The following is a 15,707-nucleotide window of genomic DNA, read 5'->3' as shown; positions in this document are numbered from 1 at the left end:
TCAATTCCGTTATAATACCTATAAGAACAGTTTGTTTAATCGCCATTAACTTATAACTAGTTGGAGTGAACGTAATGACCGTATACAATCAAATTGACGAACTTGTAGGTAACACACCTCTTGTTAAACTGAATCGCATTGTTCCAGAAGGAAGTGCAGATGTGTACTTAAAGCTGGAGTACCAAAATCCTAGCGGTAGTGTGAAAGACCGCGCTGCACGAGAAATGATTTTGCAAGCTGAAGAAAGCGGACATCTAAAAGAAGGCACGGTTATTATTGAGCCGACGTCAGGCAACACTGGCATTGGCCTCGCAATGAACGCTGCCGTCCGTGGTTATCGTTGTATCTTAACGATGCCAGACACGATGTCACAAGAACGAATTAACCTTCTAAAAGCATATGGTGCTGAAGTCGTTCTCACGCCAGGAGATAAGAAAATGCCTGGTGCAATTTCAAGAGCACATGAGCTCACAAAAGAAATCGACAATAGCTTTATACCGATGCAATTTGAGAATGAAGCGAATCCTGATGCTCATCGAAAAACGACAGCACTTGAAATCGTGAGTGATGTTGAAACCCTGAATAAGCCACTAGCTGGTTTTGTTGCAGCATCTGGTACCGGTGGAACGATTACTGGAACAGGGGAAACGCTACGTGAACATTATCCTGACATCACAATTCGTGTCGTAGAACCGAAAGGTTCTCCAGTATTGTCAGGTGGTAAACCAGGTCCTCACAAACTTGTAGGTACGTCACCAGGGTTTATTCCACCTATTCTAAATCAATCCGTCTACAATGACATTGATCGCATTGGTGACGAAGATGCCTATGATACGGTTCGCAAATTAGCTCGTGATGAAGGCATCCTCGTTGGTCCTTCTTCTGGTGCTGCTTGTTTTGCAGCAATAGAACTTGCAAAAACGTTAAAACCTGGACAAGTTGTCGTCGCCATTGCTTGTGATACTGGTGAGCGATACCTTTCTACAGACTTGTTCCAATTCGAATCGTAATCCACATTGATAGAGGAAAGATGTTTTGATTCTCAAATAATCGTGTAGTATAATGGATCTTGAATCAGGAACACTGGCCAGCCTAAGACCTGTCAACACAATTTCATATACACTTTTGGTCTCCTGGATCTGTGCAGTGCCGCGTTATTGCAAAGAAAGAGAGAACGTACGCGTCCCCTTGATTCTATTTTTATAGAAGGAGTGGTTTTTTGCGAACTTCAACCGACCGTATGCTTATTAGAATTAAGTCAATTTACTTGTACATTCGAAAAGAAGGCACGGTAACCACACAACAACTGGTTGATGAATTCGGCATCACACAACGTACGATCCAGCGTGACTTAAACGTACTAGAATACAATAATCTAGTTCATAGTCCCAGTCGTGGCAAGTGGACCACAAAGCAGAAAGTTAAAGCTTCGTAAACATACGTGTAGAAATTTTGAAAAGCCAGCACAAATGTGCTGGCTTTCTTTTGTTTACTTCAGTTGGTCAACCTCTTCTGTTGTGAGCTCACGGTATTCGCCTGCAGCTAGACGATCATCTAACGAAAGCGAGCCAATCCTGACACGCTTTAGACGCTCAACCTTACGACCGATCGCTCCAAACATTCGTTTTACTTGATGATACTTACCTTCAGTAATCGTAATATGCAACGTATAATCTGGATGATTGCTCGTTGTAATTTTTGCTGGTTTTGTATGACTTCCGTCTTTTAACTCAAGTCCATCTTCAATTCGGAGAAGATCTTCTTTAAGCGGCAACGCGTCTAGCCCAACGGCATATTCTTTTTCGACGTCATGCTTTGGCGACGTTAAGCGATGAGCAAAATCCCCATCGCTCGTTAAAAGAAGTAGTCCTTCCGTATCTTTGTCTAGACGACCGACAGGAAAGAGTTGCTCACGTAGGCCGACATGTAAATCATCCATTACCGTTTTATGGAGGTGATCCTTAGTCGCTGTAACGACACCACTTCTTTTGTTCATGACGTAATAGCTCGGTGACGTTCTTAGCGTAATCGACTTCCCGTTCACTTGTATTTCATCTGTCGATGCATCCACTTTAAAACTTGCATCAGAAACTACGATGTCATTTACGAGGACGAGCTTTTTTTTGATTAATTTCTTCACATCACTTCTTGAGCCTACGTTCGCATTTGCTAAAAATTTATCAATTCTCATGCTACTTTCACTCATCTTCGTCGCTCCCATTGTTGTAATAGTGATTTTGCAAAGTGGCCGTGGTCGTTTTGCAAATGCGCCTTCGCAATACCATTTGGTATTTGAGCTTGTACAGCGCGAAGCATCTCATCGGAAATTGACGTTTCGCTCATACGCTCTTCCATGCGTTTTAACCCTCGCAAGCTTTCTTCAGTAGCAATTGTATTTGCCTTTCTAACGGCGTCTTCATGACCTACAATAACGGTAAATGCGGATGACGTTAGCTCATTGAACTTCAAAACCTGTTGCTTTGTTTGAAGTGCAAATACCGCTTCTCGTTCTTGTAATGCAACCCGAGCATGACCTAACAACTTACACGGAATCATCGTCTGTTCTTCTTCTATAAGTGGTGCGACGTCCGAATGCATTAGCGCGGTAGCCGTATAATAAAACCGGCACGTTGACGAGAAAAATGATCGATACATGGAAAAAAACGGCTCATATGCATGAGCCGGAATTGCAAGCAATACATCATGATAATCTTTAAACGACTGAGGGTCGATGACATCTACGTTTTGCACACCTGCTAATTTATCTTTCGTTCGATTGTACACGTGTACGCGTTCTGTTTGATGGTTCGTTAAAATGCCGACAATTGCTTGTCCTAATCGACCATAGCCTATAATCAACATTATTTTGCCCCCATCTTCTTGTTTTGAACAACAGTTAGTGTTGGTTCTTCATCTTCCATGCCTTCAATGTGCTCTTGGTTTTGTTCTTTCGTGTTCTGCCTTGAGATGTTCGCAACGATGGCTGCAGCAACGAAAGAAACGATCAGTGACGAACCTCCAGCACTTACGAACGGCAGCGTAATCCCTGTAATTGGCAACGTTCCACTTACGGCTCCCGCATTAAAGATGAATTGGAACATAAACATAAACACAATTCCGTATGCAAGCAATGAGCCGAACACGCTTTTCGACCGACTACCGATGACAATCCCACGAAATCCTATTACTAAGAAGCAAAGAATGACAAATCCAACACCGAGAATGCCCGTTTCTTCTGAAATGATCGATAAAATAAAGTCGTTATGTGGCTCTGGTAAATAGCCTAGTTTTTGTACACTTTGTCCAAATCCAGTACCTGTTACCCCACCATTAGCAATCGCATAATACGATTGAATCAACTGGTGTCCGTGTGTATCTTGATGAGCAAACGGATCTACAAAAGCAAAGATCCGGTTCATTCGATACTCTTCTTGCGTAATTAGAATACCGACTGACGTTAAAGAAAGTGCTCCGAGCATAATTAGATGCCGAAGTCTTGCACCTGACAAAAAGATAATAATCCCCGTAACCATCAAAATCACAATTGCTGTACCTAAATCCGGTTGCAACAAAATTAACGTGAACAAAAAGACGACGATGACGAGCGGCGGCAAGACCCCTTGTATAAAACGATTAATGTATTTATGTTTCTTCGAGTAGACAGACGCCAAATAGATAATAACGCCAAGCTTTACAAACTCAGATGGCTGAAGCGTAAACCCTCCAATGGAGATCCACCTCGTCGCCCCTTTATCTTCAAGACCGATAATCGGAACTAATAACAAGAGAATCAATGACGCAATAATGATTAACGGGCTTAACTTCTTAAAAAATTGGTATCTGAAATTCATGATTACAACAAACAATACGATACCGATAACAAAAAACATCAGCTGTCTTGATACGACCGCAGTGGCTGGTTGACCGCTGTTAATTGCAGCAGGATAACTAGCACTATATACCATCAGAAGACCGAAGACAGCTAAAGCAAATACAGCACTGATAAATATCCAATCAAAGGCTTTAAAACGTGCCAGCATCCTTTTCACCCACCTACAATAAAATCAAATTTCAGTGTAACACGCTGAACCAATTACAGCAGATTTCATTTTCTTAACAAAGTAAAACGATCTCCCAATACATCTGCTGCTAACCCCGTACGTACAGCCAGAACGAAATACAATAATCCGCCTGTAACAACACCGAAGGCTAGAATAGAAACCATTCCTAATTGTGTTGATGCATCAAACACGCGTTGACCACCTGCTTGCACAATTGCTACGGCAACGACCATAACTACTGTAATCAACGCTACTTTTAGTGCAGGACGCTTAAGCTGATTCACTTCATAGTTCGTTGCTTTTCGGATTGATACGACGTTGTAGACGATTGCAGTGCTATAACCAAGTAACGTAGCGACAATCGCTCCACCAACACCAAACAAAACAGTAAGAATGTACGTGAGGCTCAATTTAATAACGAGCCCAATGACAAGCCCCATGATCGCTTGCTTTTGCTTGTTCATCCCTTGTAACATCGCTGCGGTTACAGCAAATAGTGAAAACAAAACTGCAGCTGGCGCGTACATTTGTAGAATCTGACCACCGAGAATATAGTCATCCATCCCGAACAATGTCGCAAACGCTGGTGTCGACAATATCATGAGTCCTGCCATTGCTGGAACGGTAAAGAATAAGATAATGTAAAAACACTTGGTCATGTATGCATTCATCTCATCACGATCGCCGTTTGTATTCGATCGGGTAATGGCTGGGATAATGTTTACTGACATGGCCGTTGCTACTGCCACTGGAATTAGAATGACTGAGTGACTCGTTCTAGCAAAGATACCAAATGCGCTCTCCGCTTCTTGACCTGTAAATCCATACGTTTCCAACGCACTCGAGTACGTAAACATATCAATTAATTGGTAAAGTGGAATTGCCAGTCCTACAAACGAAAGTGGCAACGCATAACGAATCAATTCTTTGTACATGCCGCCAAGTGGCAACGGCTCTCCTTGTCTCTTTGTTTCGCTTACTAATTGGTGAATTCCTGCCTTGCGCTTTCTCCAAAAATAATACAAGACAAGAAATGAGCCTAATCCACCAATAAATGCACCAAATGTCGCAAAACCAACGGCAGTCCCGAGCGAGCCATTTCCTACTTGTAAAATAAGGAATGTCGCAACGAGAATAAAACCGACACGGAAAATTTGTTCAACGACTTGTGAAATTGCCGTTGGTCCCATCGATTGGAACCCTTGGAAGTATCCACGAATGACTGCCATAATTGGAATAATAATTAACGCGACGCTTACCATACGAATAACAAATGTTGCGTCTTCTGGTCGATTCCCGGTCCCATCATCAGCAACGACTTGCGCCGCAATTTGTGGTGCTAATAAAAAGAGTAATAGAAATGAGATTACCCCTGTAATCCCCATTACAATTAGTGCTGAACGAAACAGTCGATGACCGGTTTCATAATCGCCAACTGCGTGGTACTTGGCAACGAATTTAGATACTGCCATCGGAATTCCTAACGTTGATAAACTGAGCAACAACGTATACGGAAGATAACCGTAAGAATATAAAGCATTTCCTTGTTGACCGACCATTAATGTAAATGGAAATATGTATAACAATCCGAGTAACCGTGAAAACAACGTTGCCCCTGTTAGCATCATTGTTCCTCGGACTAACTTACTTTCTGCCATAATTGTCTACGCACCCTTCACCGAGAAAACAAACGTCCATCTTACGCATTTTACCATATCTTATTAAAGATGACTGCTTACAAAAAAGCGACAACTTTATCATCGTTGTCGCTTCTCAACATAATTTGACGTTTTGTTCGATCGAACGTTTCAACATTGCTTGCATGTCACCGATTCCTCTTGCCCCGTCAAGGGGACGAATAACAGGAAAACACGCTCCAAAAATGTTACGAACGATCGGTTCGTACTTCTTCCCAGTTAACAAGACAATTCGCTCATAATTATGAAGCTTTTCTTCTTGCACTTGATTTCGTAAACGCTCCATTGAAATCCATTCTTTTTTATGTGACGCATTCCATGTTAAATCATAATTATGTGAAACGATATGATTTGGGAGTAGGAATCCGTACTTCGCTGAAAGAATCACCCAGTCAACTTCAAAATGGTGCACGTAGTGGCGACAAATTCGGTGGAATGTACCGACATAAGCATCTTTTGCATAAGCAGGTGGGTGCGTAGAATCCACATCCCAGATTTTCTTCTTCCCACACGGAATAACGTGCAAACTTCCGTTCATGATTCGTACCTCAATTCGTTAAGAGCAAGAAAATGATCCCGATTAAAACGACAATAACGATTCCTGCTAAACAACCTAAACCCATTCCGTTGCCGCCTCTGTTGTAATAGCCTCCACCCATATGTCTTCTCCTTCGACCTCGCCCCATCATACTCCCTACTGCCATACCTTTTAGGAAACCTCCACCACTTCCACCACTGCTTGATGCTTTCGGGCGATAGCCTCCACCACTACTTGTGCTCGGGCGACTAGATGGACGGTTTGTACGTGGACGACTCGTTGAACGACCACTCGAACCTCGACTAGATGGTCTTCTCGAACGAGAAGACGCTCTTGGTCTACCTCCTCTTCGACTCATACGCGACCTCCTTCTGACTGGACAAACGAAAGTACCACTCGTCTTGAGTTTCTCGGTCCATCAAATTCACAAAAATAAACGCCTTGCCACGTTCCAAGCACTAACTTACCATCTTCCACGAGAATTGCTTGAGTGGCTCCAACAGTACTCGCTTTTAAATGAGCGGCTGTATTTCCCTCTGCATGCAAATCCTCTGGATGCTCCCAAGGATACACTTCATCCAAACGTCTTAAAAAGTCGGTCTTTACATCGGGGTCGGCATTTTCGTTGATCGTAATTCCGGCTGTCGTATGCAAATTAGACACGTACACAATGCCATGATCATAATTATTTTGCGTAATGTACTGTTCAATCTGTGAGGTAATATCGATCATTTCACTATGAGTGCGACTATGAATCGTAATCTGTTCCATGCTTCACCTCATTTGTTCATATTTTCAGAGTAGACGGTTAAATAATCTATTCTTAGTATAACATGGGTAAAAACTAGTTATTACTGGGAATATAGAAGCATTTATTTCGTATTTTCCACCAGTATGTTCAATAATAAAGCCATACGTAAAGTACGATTACATGGTTGAACAGGTTTCAAATTCAGAGTATTTTGTTTCAGCTTTCTTTCTGTGGTCATTGCTGAATGAATTAGGAAATTCCGCTCGTTCCGTGTTATCATTCAATAACGAATGAACGGATGTAAAAGGAGTACGTTATGAGAAAAGTCATTATAATCGGTGGAGGACCTTCAGGGTTAATGGCAGCCGTTGCTGCCGCCACACACGGAGCGAAGGTCACGCTCGTCGACAAAGGCAATAAACTCGGTCGAAAGCTAGCGATATCAGGTGGTGGTCGATGCAACGTCACCAATCGAATGGATGAAAGTGAATTGATTTCATTTATTCCAGGCAACGGGAAGTTTATGTACAGCCCGTTTTCCGTTTGGAACAATGAAAACATCATTCACTATTTCGAAGGGTTAGGCATCCAATTGAAAGAAGAAGATATGGGTCGGATGTTCCCCGTTACCGATAGCGCAAAAACCGTCGTGGATACGTTGTTAAAAGAAATACACCGTCTTAAGGTAACCATTCGAACGAATGAACGTGTGAAATCATTGCAAATCAACGAAGAGCACGTAACTGGAGTCAAATTGGAATCTGGAAAAACAATTGAAGGAGATGCCGTCATTGTCGCAACGGGTGGAACGAGCGTCCCCCATACGGGCAGCACTGGGGACGGTTATCCTTTTGCAAAGTCCGCAGGACACACCATTACGGATCTCTATCCTACAGAAGTTCCAATTACGTCGAACGAGACCTTCATAAAAAATCGGTCAATGCAAGGATTGTCGCTTCGAAATATTGCCCTAACCGTCTTAAACAAGAAACAAAAGAAAATCGTCACGCATACGGGTGATTTGTTGTTTACGCACTTCGGAATTAGTGGTCCAACCGCACTTCGCTGTAGTCAGTACGTCGTAAAAGAACGTAAAAAGAACAAACAAAGCCCGGTTACGTTAAGTCTCGATTTATATCCTGAAGAGACTGTCGCTTCTTTACAGCAACAATTGCTTTCTTACAAAGAAACCGATGGGGCTAGGTCTAGTAAAAACGCGCTAGCGAACTTTGCACCAGAGCGCTATTTACTCACGCTATTAAACCGAGCACAAATTGATTCAACAACACCACTCAAAGAAATCAGTCATGAACAATTGCAAACGTTAAGCGAACTTACTAAGGCGTTTTTATTTACTGCGAACGGAACACTTTCCATTGAAAAAGCCTTCGTTACTGGAGGCGGCGTTTCAATCAAAGAAATCGTACCTAAAACGATGGCTTCTAAGCAAAAAGAAGGCTTGTACTTCTGCGGTGAGGTGCTTGATATTCACGGCTATACAGGTGGATTTAACATTACCGTTGCTTTCTCAACTGGCTATACTGCCGGACTGAACGCTGCAACCGCTGAATAAATGCAAAAGCCCGTCAGTAGCTAAGAAGCTACTGACGGGCTTTTTATTAATTCGCAACAACGTTAACGAGTTTTCCTGGTACGGCAATGATTTTGCGAATCGTTTTGCCTTCAATGTTGCTAGCGACTTTCTCATCAGCTAAGGCGCTTTCTTGCATCTCTTCTTTTGTCGCGTCTTTTGACATGACAAGCTTGGCACGTACTTTGCCATTTACTTGAACGACAACTTCTACTTCGTCTTGAACGAGGTAAGCAGGATCATGCACTGGCCAAGCTTCATACGAAATTGTGCCTGTGTGACCAAGTTTTTGCCATAGCTCTTCTGCTACGTGTGGAGCGATTGGCGAAAGCATCTTTACGAAACCTTCCATCGCAACTTTCGGTAACGTGTCTGCTTTGTATGCCGCATTAATCAACACCATCAACTGACTAATCCCCGTGTTAAATCGTAAGTTTTTAAAGTCATCACTCACTTTAGCAACGGTTTGGTGATAAATCGGTAAGAGTGAATGATCGCTCGCAGCATCATCAACAACCGTATCCACAAGCTTTCCTTCTTCAGTAACGAGTAAACGCCACACACGATCGAGGAACCTTCTTGATGCGTCCAGTCCATTTGTTGACCAAGCAATTGATGCATCCAATGGTCCCATGAACATTTCATACATACGAAGCGTATCCGCGCCATGCGTTTCAATGATCTCATCTGGATTGACGACGTTGCCTTTTGATTTACTCATCTTCTCGTTGTTCTCACCAAGAATCATCCCTTGGTTGTACAAACGTTGGAACGGCTCTTTCGTTGGTACAACACCGATGTCGTAAAGAACTTTGTGCCAGAAACGAGCGTATAGCAAGTGAAGAACGGCATGTTCCGCACCACCGATGTAAATATCGACTGGAAGCCAAGTTTTCAACTTCTCAGGATCGGCAAGGGCTTCATCATTGTCTGGGTCGATAAAACGTAAATAATACCAACAGCTGCCTGCCCATTGTGGCATCGTATTCGTTTCACGACGACCTTTCATTCCCGTTTTAGAATCAGTCACTTCAAGCCAGTCTTTTGCATTGGCAAGCGGTGATTCCCCTGTTCCTGATGGCTTAAATTCGTCCAAATCAGGAAGGGTTAATGGCAACTCACTTTCATCAACCGGCGTCATCGTACCGTCTTCCCAATGAATCATTGGAATCGGTTCTCCCCAATAACGTTGACGACTAAACAACCAATCACGCAAACGGTACGTCGTTTTCTTTTGGCCATAGTCGTTCTTCTCAAGCCACTCAATGACCGTTTGAATCGCATCATCTTTGTTCAAACCGTTAAGAAACTCTGAATTTATGTGATCACCATCACCAACGTATGGCTCTTTATCAATATTGCCGCCACTCACAACTGCACGAATCGGTAAGTCGAACGTTTTAGCAAATTCATAGTCGCGCTCGTCATGAGCAGGGACCGCCATAACCGCACCTGTTCCATAACTAATAAGCACATAATCAGCAATCCAAACCGGAACCTGTTCGCCATTCACTGGGTTCGTAGCATAAGCACCTGTGAATGCACCTGTTTTCTCTTTTGCAAGATCGGTACGCTCTAAGTCACTTTTCGTACTTACTTTCTTGCGGTAGGCTTCCACAGATTCACGGGCATCGTCAGTCGTAATGAGGTCAACGAGGCGATGTTCTGGTGCAAGCACCATGTATGTTGCACCAAAGAGTGTATCTGGACGCGTCGTAAATACATCAACATTGTGCTCATCGATTTGGAAACGAACTTCAGCGCCAGCGGATTTTCCAATCCAGTTGCGTTGCATATCTTTAATGCTTTCAGGCCAATCTAATTCATCTAAATCGTCAAGGAGACGATCGGCATATTCGGTAATCTTGAGCATCCATTGCTTCATTGGACGTCGTTCAACAGGATGTCCACCACGTTCGCTAACACCGTCAATGACTTCTTCATTAGCAAGTACGGTTCCAAGTGCTGGGCACCAATTCACCGCTACTTCATCAACGTAGGCTAATCCTTTTTTGTAAAGTTGAATAAAAATCCACTGTGTCCACTTATAATAATCTGGATCCGTTGTACTAATTTCACGATCCCAGTCATAAGAAAACCCAAGTTCTTGGATTTGACGCTTAAAGGTGTTGATGTTCTTTTGTGTAAAAGTATTCGGGTGTTGATTCGTATCTAATGCATATTGCTCTGCAGGTAAACCGAATGCATCCCAACCCATCGGGTGCAATACGTTATACCCTTGCATACGCTTCATTCGCGATAAAATATCTGTCGCTGTGTACCCTTCAGGGTGTCCAACGTGTAAACCCGCTCCTGACGGATAAGGGAACATATCTAACGCATAAAATTTCTCGCGTGAGTGGTCAGCTGTATCCACACGAAACGTTTTATTCGACTCCCAAAACGTTTGCCATTTTTTTTCAATCTCCTTATGTGAAAAGGCCATAAGGGGTGCCTCCTTTGTCAACAGTGAAGTATGTGTAATGTCTAAAAAAAAATCTCCTTATCGGAGACGTCATCGAAAAGTGTAAAACCATCCATAACGACGGATTTCTTGATATTGCCATTGTAGGCACGAAATCTGTCAATGTCAAGGCTGTCAAGCATTTGCGAGCTTTCATTATCCTAACCTTTTGAGAAATTCTAGATTAAGAAGCATTTTCTATAAATTAAGCGTATACTAAAGAGACAAGACATTTTCGTGAAGGGAGTGAAGACCGTGGTAGCTGTGGAATCCATGGGCAAAGCGAAATCAAAGAAACAAGCCCGTCGCAAAAAACTAACCGGTAAGCTCAAACAATCAATTCGGGATTATTTACGAAGACATCCTGTGCCACGCTATGAATAAGGAAAGCTGCCTCTTCACTTTACGATTGAAGAGGCAGCTTTTTATTTGATTTACGTAACGGCCGATCGTACATTGCAAATGAAATAATTGCAATAATGAAGAGACTTAGAATAACAAAGAACATCGTATGCATGTCGTAGTGATCAACAATCATCCCACCAAGAAGTGGTCCAATCATTCTCCCCCCAGTAGCGACACTGTTTACAATACCTTGATAAAACCCTTCACTTCCTTTTGGCGCCATTTTGTTCGCGATCGTCGGAACTGCTGGCCAGACGAATAACTCACCGAACGTCAAAATAATCATGGCAAGTAAAAACACAGTAAACACTTCTGCTTGTGTTAATACGAGAAATGCCCCTGCAAATATAATTGCTCCCGTAATAAGTTGTGCTTTTAGCGTTGTTACCCATTTACGAACAACGATCGCCATCACTGGTTGCATGATAACAATCAGCAAACCATTTAACGTCCAAAGCAAGCTATAGTAATAGAGATCAATGTTCAAACTTTGCATATGTACAGAAATGTTCGACAACCATTGAACGTAAGCGACCCAGCAGATTAGAAACCCAACAGACAAAATCGCAAGGGCTGACATGTTCTGTTGTTTGAAGTTTTTGCTCTTTTGTACTTGTGCCGATGATGTTGATCGTTCTTGAATCCCTCTGTATGCAATAACTGCAAACAAAAATAACACCAAGTACGTGATGCTGTTAGCAACAAAAATCATTTCAATATGAAATGCTGCGACAATTCCAGCTAACGCTGTACCTGCTGAAACCCCGACATTTTGTGCAACGTACATCGCATTAAATGGTCGTCTGCCCCCTTCCGGCCAAAGAGAACCTGCAAGTGAATAAAATACCGGCACGATCATGCCGTGACCGAGTCCGATCCCAGTCAAAAATGCCATATATTGATAATATTCATGATTAAAAGCGAGTAATATTGCAAAGCCAAGTGCAAATGTCATTCCGATGACGAGCGTTTTATAACCACCAATTACATCAAACAACCGTCCACCGACAATGTTTCCGATGACCCCTGCCCCCGCATACATCATCAGCACAACACCTGCTGCAGATAGCGGCTCTCCTAGTTGTTCATGAATGTAAATCGTATTTAATGGCCATAAAAACGATGAAGCAATTACATTCGTACTCATTCCGATAATTAATAGCCAAATGATCTTCGGCATATCCCCACCTACCTTTAGTACCGACCATCAGTGTACAATGAATGCTAGGAAATTGGCAATTCAGTCGTGGTACACTATTTCTACAACGAAGAGAGGAGAATTTCATTGTCACTACCACAAATACTGCCCTTTGCAAAACGATTAATGAGCGATAGCCTCTCGATTGGTGACACAGCCATTGATGCGACCGCTGGCAACGGTCATGATACGTTATTTCTCGCCTCCCTCGTAGGAGAGAAAGGCAAAGTCTATAGTTTTGATGTACAAGAAACTGCCATTATAAATACACGTAAAAGATTGGAAAAAGAACAAGTCACAGATCGTGTCACATTGATTCATGATAGCCATGACAAGATCGAACAATATTGCAAAGACGATCGACCAAAGGCCGCGATTTTTAACTTAGGTTACTTACCCGGAAGCAATAAAGAAGTAACGACTACTGGCAAAACAACCGTGAAAGCGATTGAACAATTATTAACGATGATGCCAGTGAAAGGAACGATTGTCCTCGTCGTCTACCATGGACATGAAGAAGGCAAACAAGAAAAGGACCAACTTCTTGCTTATATTCGAAACCTATCTCATGAACACGTACTCGTTGCTAAATATGAGTTTATGAACCATAAAAACGATGCACCATTTATCGTCGCTTTAGAAAAACGCCGGGAAGGTGATTTCCTATGAGCAAGTATGTCGTTGTTGGCGCTGGAATTCTAGGTGCAAGTACTGCTTATCACCTTGCAAAAGCTGGACATGACGTCACGATTATTGATCGTTTTGACACAGGACAAGCAACCGATGCCGCTGCTGGTATTGTGTCTCCATGGCTTTCACAACGCCGTAACAAAGATTGGTATTATCTCGTACAAAATGGCGCTCGCTATTATCCGACCTATATTCACGAACTTCATGAACTCGGAGAATCTACGACTGGGTACGATCAAGTTGGAACACTTGCCCTTCATAAAGATGAGCGCTCACTTACTAAAATGTACGACCGCGTCCTAAAAAAGAAGGAACTCGCTCCTGAAATTGGGGAGTTAACAATGATTACGAGTGCGGAAGCGATTCAAGACTATTTCCCTCACCTCTCAAATTACGACTACGCCCTTCACGTTAGTGGCGGTGCTAAAGTAGACGGTCGCGCTATACGAAACGCAACGCTCAAAGCTGCGGAAAAACTCGGAGCAACTTGTTTGTTCAAGGAAGCTACGTTTTCGGACAAGCTTTACGTAGACGGTGAGGAACTAGGCTATGACACACTCATCGTCACGACAGGCGCCTGGGGCAATGAATGCTGATGCACTTGGTATACAGCCACTCGTGACCCACCAAAAAGCGCAAATCATCCATCTCAAAGCAAAGGAGCCATTCAAGCAACAACCTCCGGTTATCATGCCACCTGGCACGCAATACTTCGTACCGAACATTGACGGTACCGTTGTGATTGGCTCCACTCATGAAGATACGAGCGAATTTCACCCGTATCCAACTGCCCACGGTGTTTCTTCGATTCTTGACCAAGCATTCTCACACGGAGAAGCAATGAAACTATTCGCTGTACAAGAAGTTCGTGTTGGCTTCCGACCGTTTACAGCCAACTTTTTACCTTCTTTCGGGTATATTCCACAAGCAAACAACATTTTGTTTGCGAACGGATTAGGCGCAAGCGGGTTAACCGTCGGTCCGTATTTAGGAAGTGTACTGTCAGAAATGGCACAAGGAAATGAGCTTGATTTTGATGTGAACCGTTATCAACTTGCGGTCCACAACTAATTACAACCAAACGTCTTTCCCGTGACACGGTGAAACGACAGCGGGTGAAACGACTTGAAGCACGTCTTTGCCACTTCGCTTTGCAAGATCCATATCAGCTGTAAATGCAGGTACTGGGTCTTGAAGCTTTCCCTTTTTACTAGTAAAGAGATCCCCTGCAATGAGAACACCTTCCGCTTCATGATAAAAACACGTGTGACCTGGAGAATGACCCGGTGTATAGAATGCCCGTAAACCTTTTTCTAGCAAACCTTCATCATCCAGTGGTTTAACCTCTTTAATTGCAATCGGCTTCTGTGCTTTTTTTCTGTTGGGATATGGTTTTTCTCCAAAGATGTAAGGCAACTCCCTCTCATCGACCATGACGGGTATTATACCCTCTCTTGATATTGCCTTCACCCCACCAATATGATCTGGGTGACCGTGGGTAAGTACTATTTCTGTTAATTCTCCGATCAGTCCAATTTGTTGCGTAATCGCTCGCGAGAATATTCCAAGCCCTGAATCAATGAGAAGAACTCCTTGATCATGTTTAACTATCCAAACGCTTACTTTAATTCCGATGAAGAACTCTAACTTCATGACCGATGGTGAAATTTGAACCTGTTTCATGTACCTTCCCCCTCACATAATCGTCTGACGCTATGTCTAAGCAACGGTCGCAGACGCTCTAGCAACTCCTCAACTGTCTCTTCACTTGTCACGTACGTCATAATCATTCCATGTAGTTGATAAAAAACCATACGGGCAACGTCCATTGAACATGATTGATCATTCTCCGCTAGAATCTTCTCTTTTAATTCAGTAAATAACATTAAGCGCCATTCATTTAACTCATGATTTATCCCCTCATCTAAACGTTGTGCTTCTGTCGTCATGATCAATGGATACAAGTTGCGATGAATCAATCCGAATGTCACAAAACGCTCTGCTAATTCATAAAGATCATTTGCTTCAACTAATGAAGCATGTAACGTAGCAAGCGGCTTTTCAGCAATTGCTTCTAATAGAGCATGTTTATCCTTAAAGTAGACGTAAATGCTCGTATGTGAGCACTTCGCACGGCTTGCAACTTCACGTACTGACACGTGATTAAACCCCTTTTGTACAAAAAGTTGCTCTGCTGCTTTCATAATTCGTTGTCTAGCTTTATCCATTCTACTCCACCTCATAACCAATGGTTACTAACCGATGGTTATATCATATAAAACGCTCACAAAAAAAGCAACTCCTTTATGGAG

16 protein-coding genes and 1 pseudogene are annotated in these 15,707 nt (G+C 42.8%); 6 read left to right on the top strand and 11 right to left on the bottom strand.

Annotated features, from left to right (window positions below; all coding sequences use genetic code 11):
• Positions 1-74: 74 nt before the first annotated feature.
• Complete coding sequence (gene cysK / locus JCM19038_RS19305; protein ID WP_042421003.1) at positions 75-1,010, top strand: cysteine synthase A; 936 nt, start codon at positions 75-77, stop codon at positions 1,008-1,010.
• Positions 1,011-1,219: 209 nt separating this feature from the next.
• Positions 1,220-1,435, top strand: a complete 216-nt coding sequence (locus tag JCM19038_RS19300) for a DeoR family transcriptional regulator (protein ID WP_042359704.1) — start codon at positions 1,220-1,222, stop codon at positions 1,433-1,435.
• A gap of 54 nt (positions 1,436-1,489) precedes the next feature.
• Here the strand turns inward: JCM19038_RS19300 and JCM19038_RS19295 are convergent, their stop codons facing one another.
• The 7 genes from JCM19038_RS19295 to JCM19038_RS19265 all read right to left on the bottom strand — a co-directional run bounded on the left by JCM19038_RS19295 (position 1,490) and on the right by JCM19038_RS19265 (position 7,067).
• The gene (locus JCM19038_RS19295; protein WP_238554499.1) at positions 1,490-2,206 is read right to left on the bottom strand and encodes a pseudouridine synthase; all 717 of its coding nucleotides are present in this window, start codon (positions 2,204-2,206) and stop codon (positions 1,490-1,492) included.
• Entirely contained in the window at positions 2,203-2,862 is a 660-nt protein-coding gene (locus tag JCM19038_RS19290) for a hypothetical protein (RefSeq protein WP_042421002.1), read from the bottom strand. The genes JCM19038_RS19295 and JCM19038_RS19290 overlap by 4 nt, the downstream gene beginning before the upstream one ends.
• Positions 2,862-4,040, bottom strand: a complete 1,179-nt coding sequence (gene ftsW / locus JCM19038_RS19285) for a putative lipid II flippase FtsW (RefSeq protein ID WP_042421000.1) — start codon at positions 4,038-4,040, stop codon at positions 2,862-2,864. The genes JCM19038_RS19290 and ftsW overlap by 1 nt, the downstream gene beginning before the upstream one ends.
• A gap of 65 nt (positions 4,041-4,105) precedes the next feature.
• A complete protein-coding gene (locus tag JCM19038_RS19280; RefSeq protein ID WP_042420999.1) occupies positions 4,106-5,719 on the bottom strand; it encodes a polysaccharide biosynthesis protein in 1,614 nt (537 codons plus the stop codon).
• A gap of 115 nt (positions 5,720-5,834) precedes the next feature.
• Positions 5,835-6,296, bottom strand: coding sequence for a DUF6884 domain-containing protein (locus JCM19038_RS19275; RefSeq protein ID WP_042420998.1), 462 nt, complete (start codon positions 6,294-6,296; stop codon positions 5,835-5,837).
• 10 nt (positions 6,297-6,306) lie between these two features.
• Positions 6,307-6,654 carry a hypothetical protein gene (locus JCM19038_RS19270; RefSeq protein WP_042420997.1) on the bottom strand — a complete coding sequence of 116 codons (348 nt, stop codon included), beginning with the start codon at positions 6,652-6,654 and terminating at the stop codon, positions 6,307-6,309.
• Positions 6,651-7,067, bottom strand: coding sequence for a secondary thiamine-phosphate synthase enzyme YjbQ (locus JCM19038_RS19265; RefSeq protein ID WP_042420996.1), 417 nt, complete (start codon positions 7,065-7,067; stop codon positions 6,651-6,653). The genes JCM19038_RS19270 and JCM19038_RS19265 overlap by 4 nt, the downstream gene beginning before the upstream one ends.
• Before the next feature lie 296 nt (positions 7,068-7,363).
• Between JCM19038_RS19265 and JCM19038_RS19260 the strand changes: the two genes are divergently transcribed.
• Positions 7,364-8,620 (top strand): NAD(P)/FAD-dependent oxidoreductase, encoded by a 1,257-nt coding sequence (locus JCM19038_RS19260; RefSeq protein WP_042420994.1) that lies wholly within the window; start codon positions 7,364-7,366, stop codon positions 8,618-8,620.
• A 46-nt stretch (positions 8,621-8,666) separates the two neighbouring features.
• Here the strand turns inward: JCM19038_RS19260 and leuS are convergent, their stop codons facing one another.
• Positions 8,667-11,084 (bottom strand): leucine--tRNA ligase, encoded by a 2,418-nt coding sequence (gene leuS / locus JCM19038_RS19255; RefSeq protein WP_042420992.1) that lies wholly within the window; start codon positions 11,082-11,084, stop codon positions 8,667-8,669.
• A 273-nt stretch (positions 11,085-11,357) separates the two neighbouring features.
• On the opposite strand from leuS, the gene JCM19038_RS24660 reads away from it, so the two are divergent.
• Positions 11,358-11,486: a hypothetical protein gene (locus JCM19038_RS24660; protein ID WP_255343406.1), complete on the top strand. Its 129-nt coding sequence runs from the start codon at positions 11,358-11,360 to the stop codon at positions 11,484-11,486.
• A gap of 19 nt (positions 11,487-11,505) precedes the next feature.
• Here JCM19038_RS24660 and JCM19038_RS19250 read toward each other — a convergent pair whose 3' ends face one another.
• Positions 11,506-12,687 (bottom strand): MFS transporter, encoded by a 1,182-nt coding sequence (locus JCM19038_RS19250; RefSeq protein ID WP_042420990.1) that lies wholly within the window; start codon positions 12,685-12,687, stop codon positions 11,506-11,508.
• Between the two features lie 105 nt (positions 12,688-12,792).
• Here JCM19038_RS19250 and JCM19038_RS19245 point away from each other — a divergent pair, with 105 nt between their 5' ends.
• Together JCM19038_RS19245 and JCM19038_RS19240 are read left to right on the top strand one after the other, a co-directional pair.
• Complete coding sequence (locus tag JCM19038_RS19245) at positions 12,793-13,374, top strand: class I SAM-dependent methyltransferase (protein WP_042420988.1); 582 nt, start codon at positions 12,793-12,795, stop codon at positions 13,372-13,374.
• Positions 13,371-14,466: pseudogene (locus JCM19038_RS19240) on the top strand (NAD(P)/FAD-dependent oxidoreductase). The gene JCM19038_RS19245 and the pseudogene JCM19038_RS19240 overlap by 4 nt, the downstream one beginning before the upstream one ends.
• On the opposite strand, the gene JCM19038_RS19235 reads toward JCM19038_RS19240, so the two are convergent.
• Both JCM19038_RS19235 and JCM19038_RS19230 read right to left on the bottom strand, forming a co-directional pair.
• Positions 14,467-15,078 carry an MBL fold metallo-hydrolase gene (locus tag JCM19038_RS19235; RefSeq protein ID WP_042420987.1) on the bottom strand — a complete coding sequence of 204 codons (612 nt, stop codon included), beginning with the start codon at positions 15,076-15,078 and terminating at the stop codon, positions 14,467-14,469. It lies immediately after the preceding pseudogene.
• Positions 15,075-15,623, bottom strand: coding sequence for a TetR/AcrR family transcriptional regulator (locus JCM19038_RS19230; protein WP_042420986.1), 549 nt, complete (start codon positions 15,621-15,623; stop codon positions 15,075-15,077). The genes JCM19038_RS19235 and JCM19038_RS19230 overlap by 4 nt, the downstream gene beginning before the upstream one ends.
• Positions 15,624-15,707 lie beyond the last annotated feature (84 nt).

Source organism: Geomicrobium sp. JCM 19038 (genome assembly GCF_000698125.1).
GTDB lineage: Bacteria > Bacillota > Bacilli > Bacillales > Marinococcaceae > Geomicrobium_A.
The sequence above is the reverse complement of the archived record's forward strand: the minus strand, read 5'-3'. Positions and strand labels throughout refer to the sequence as shown.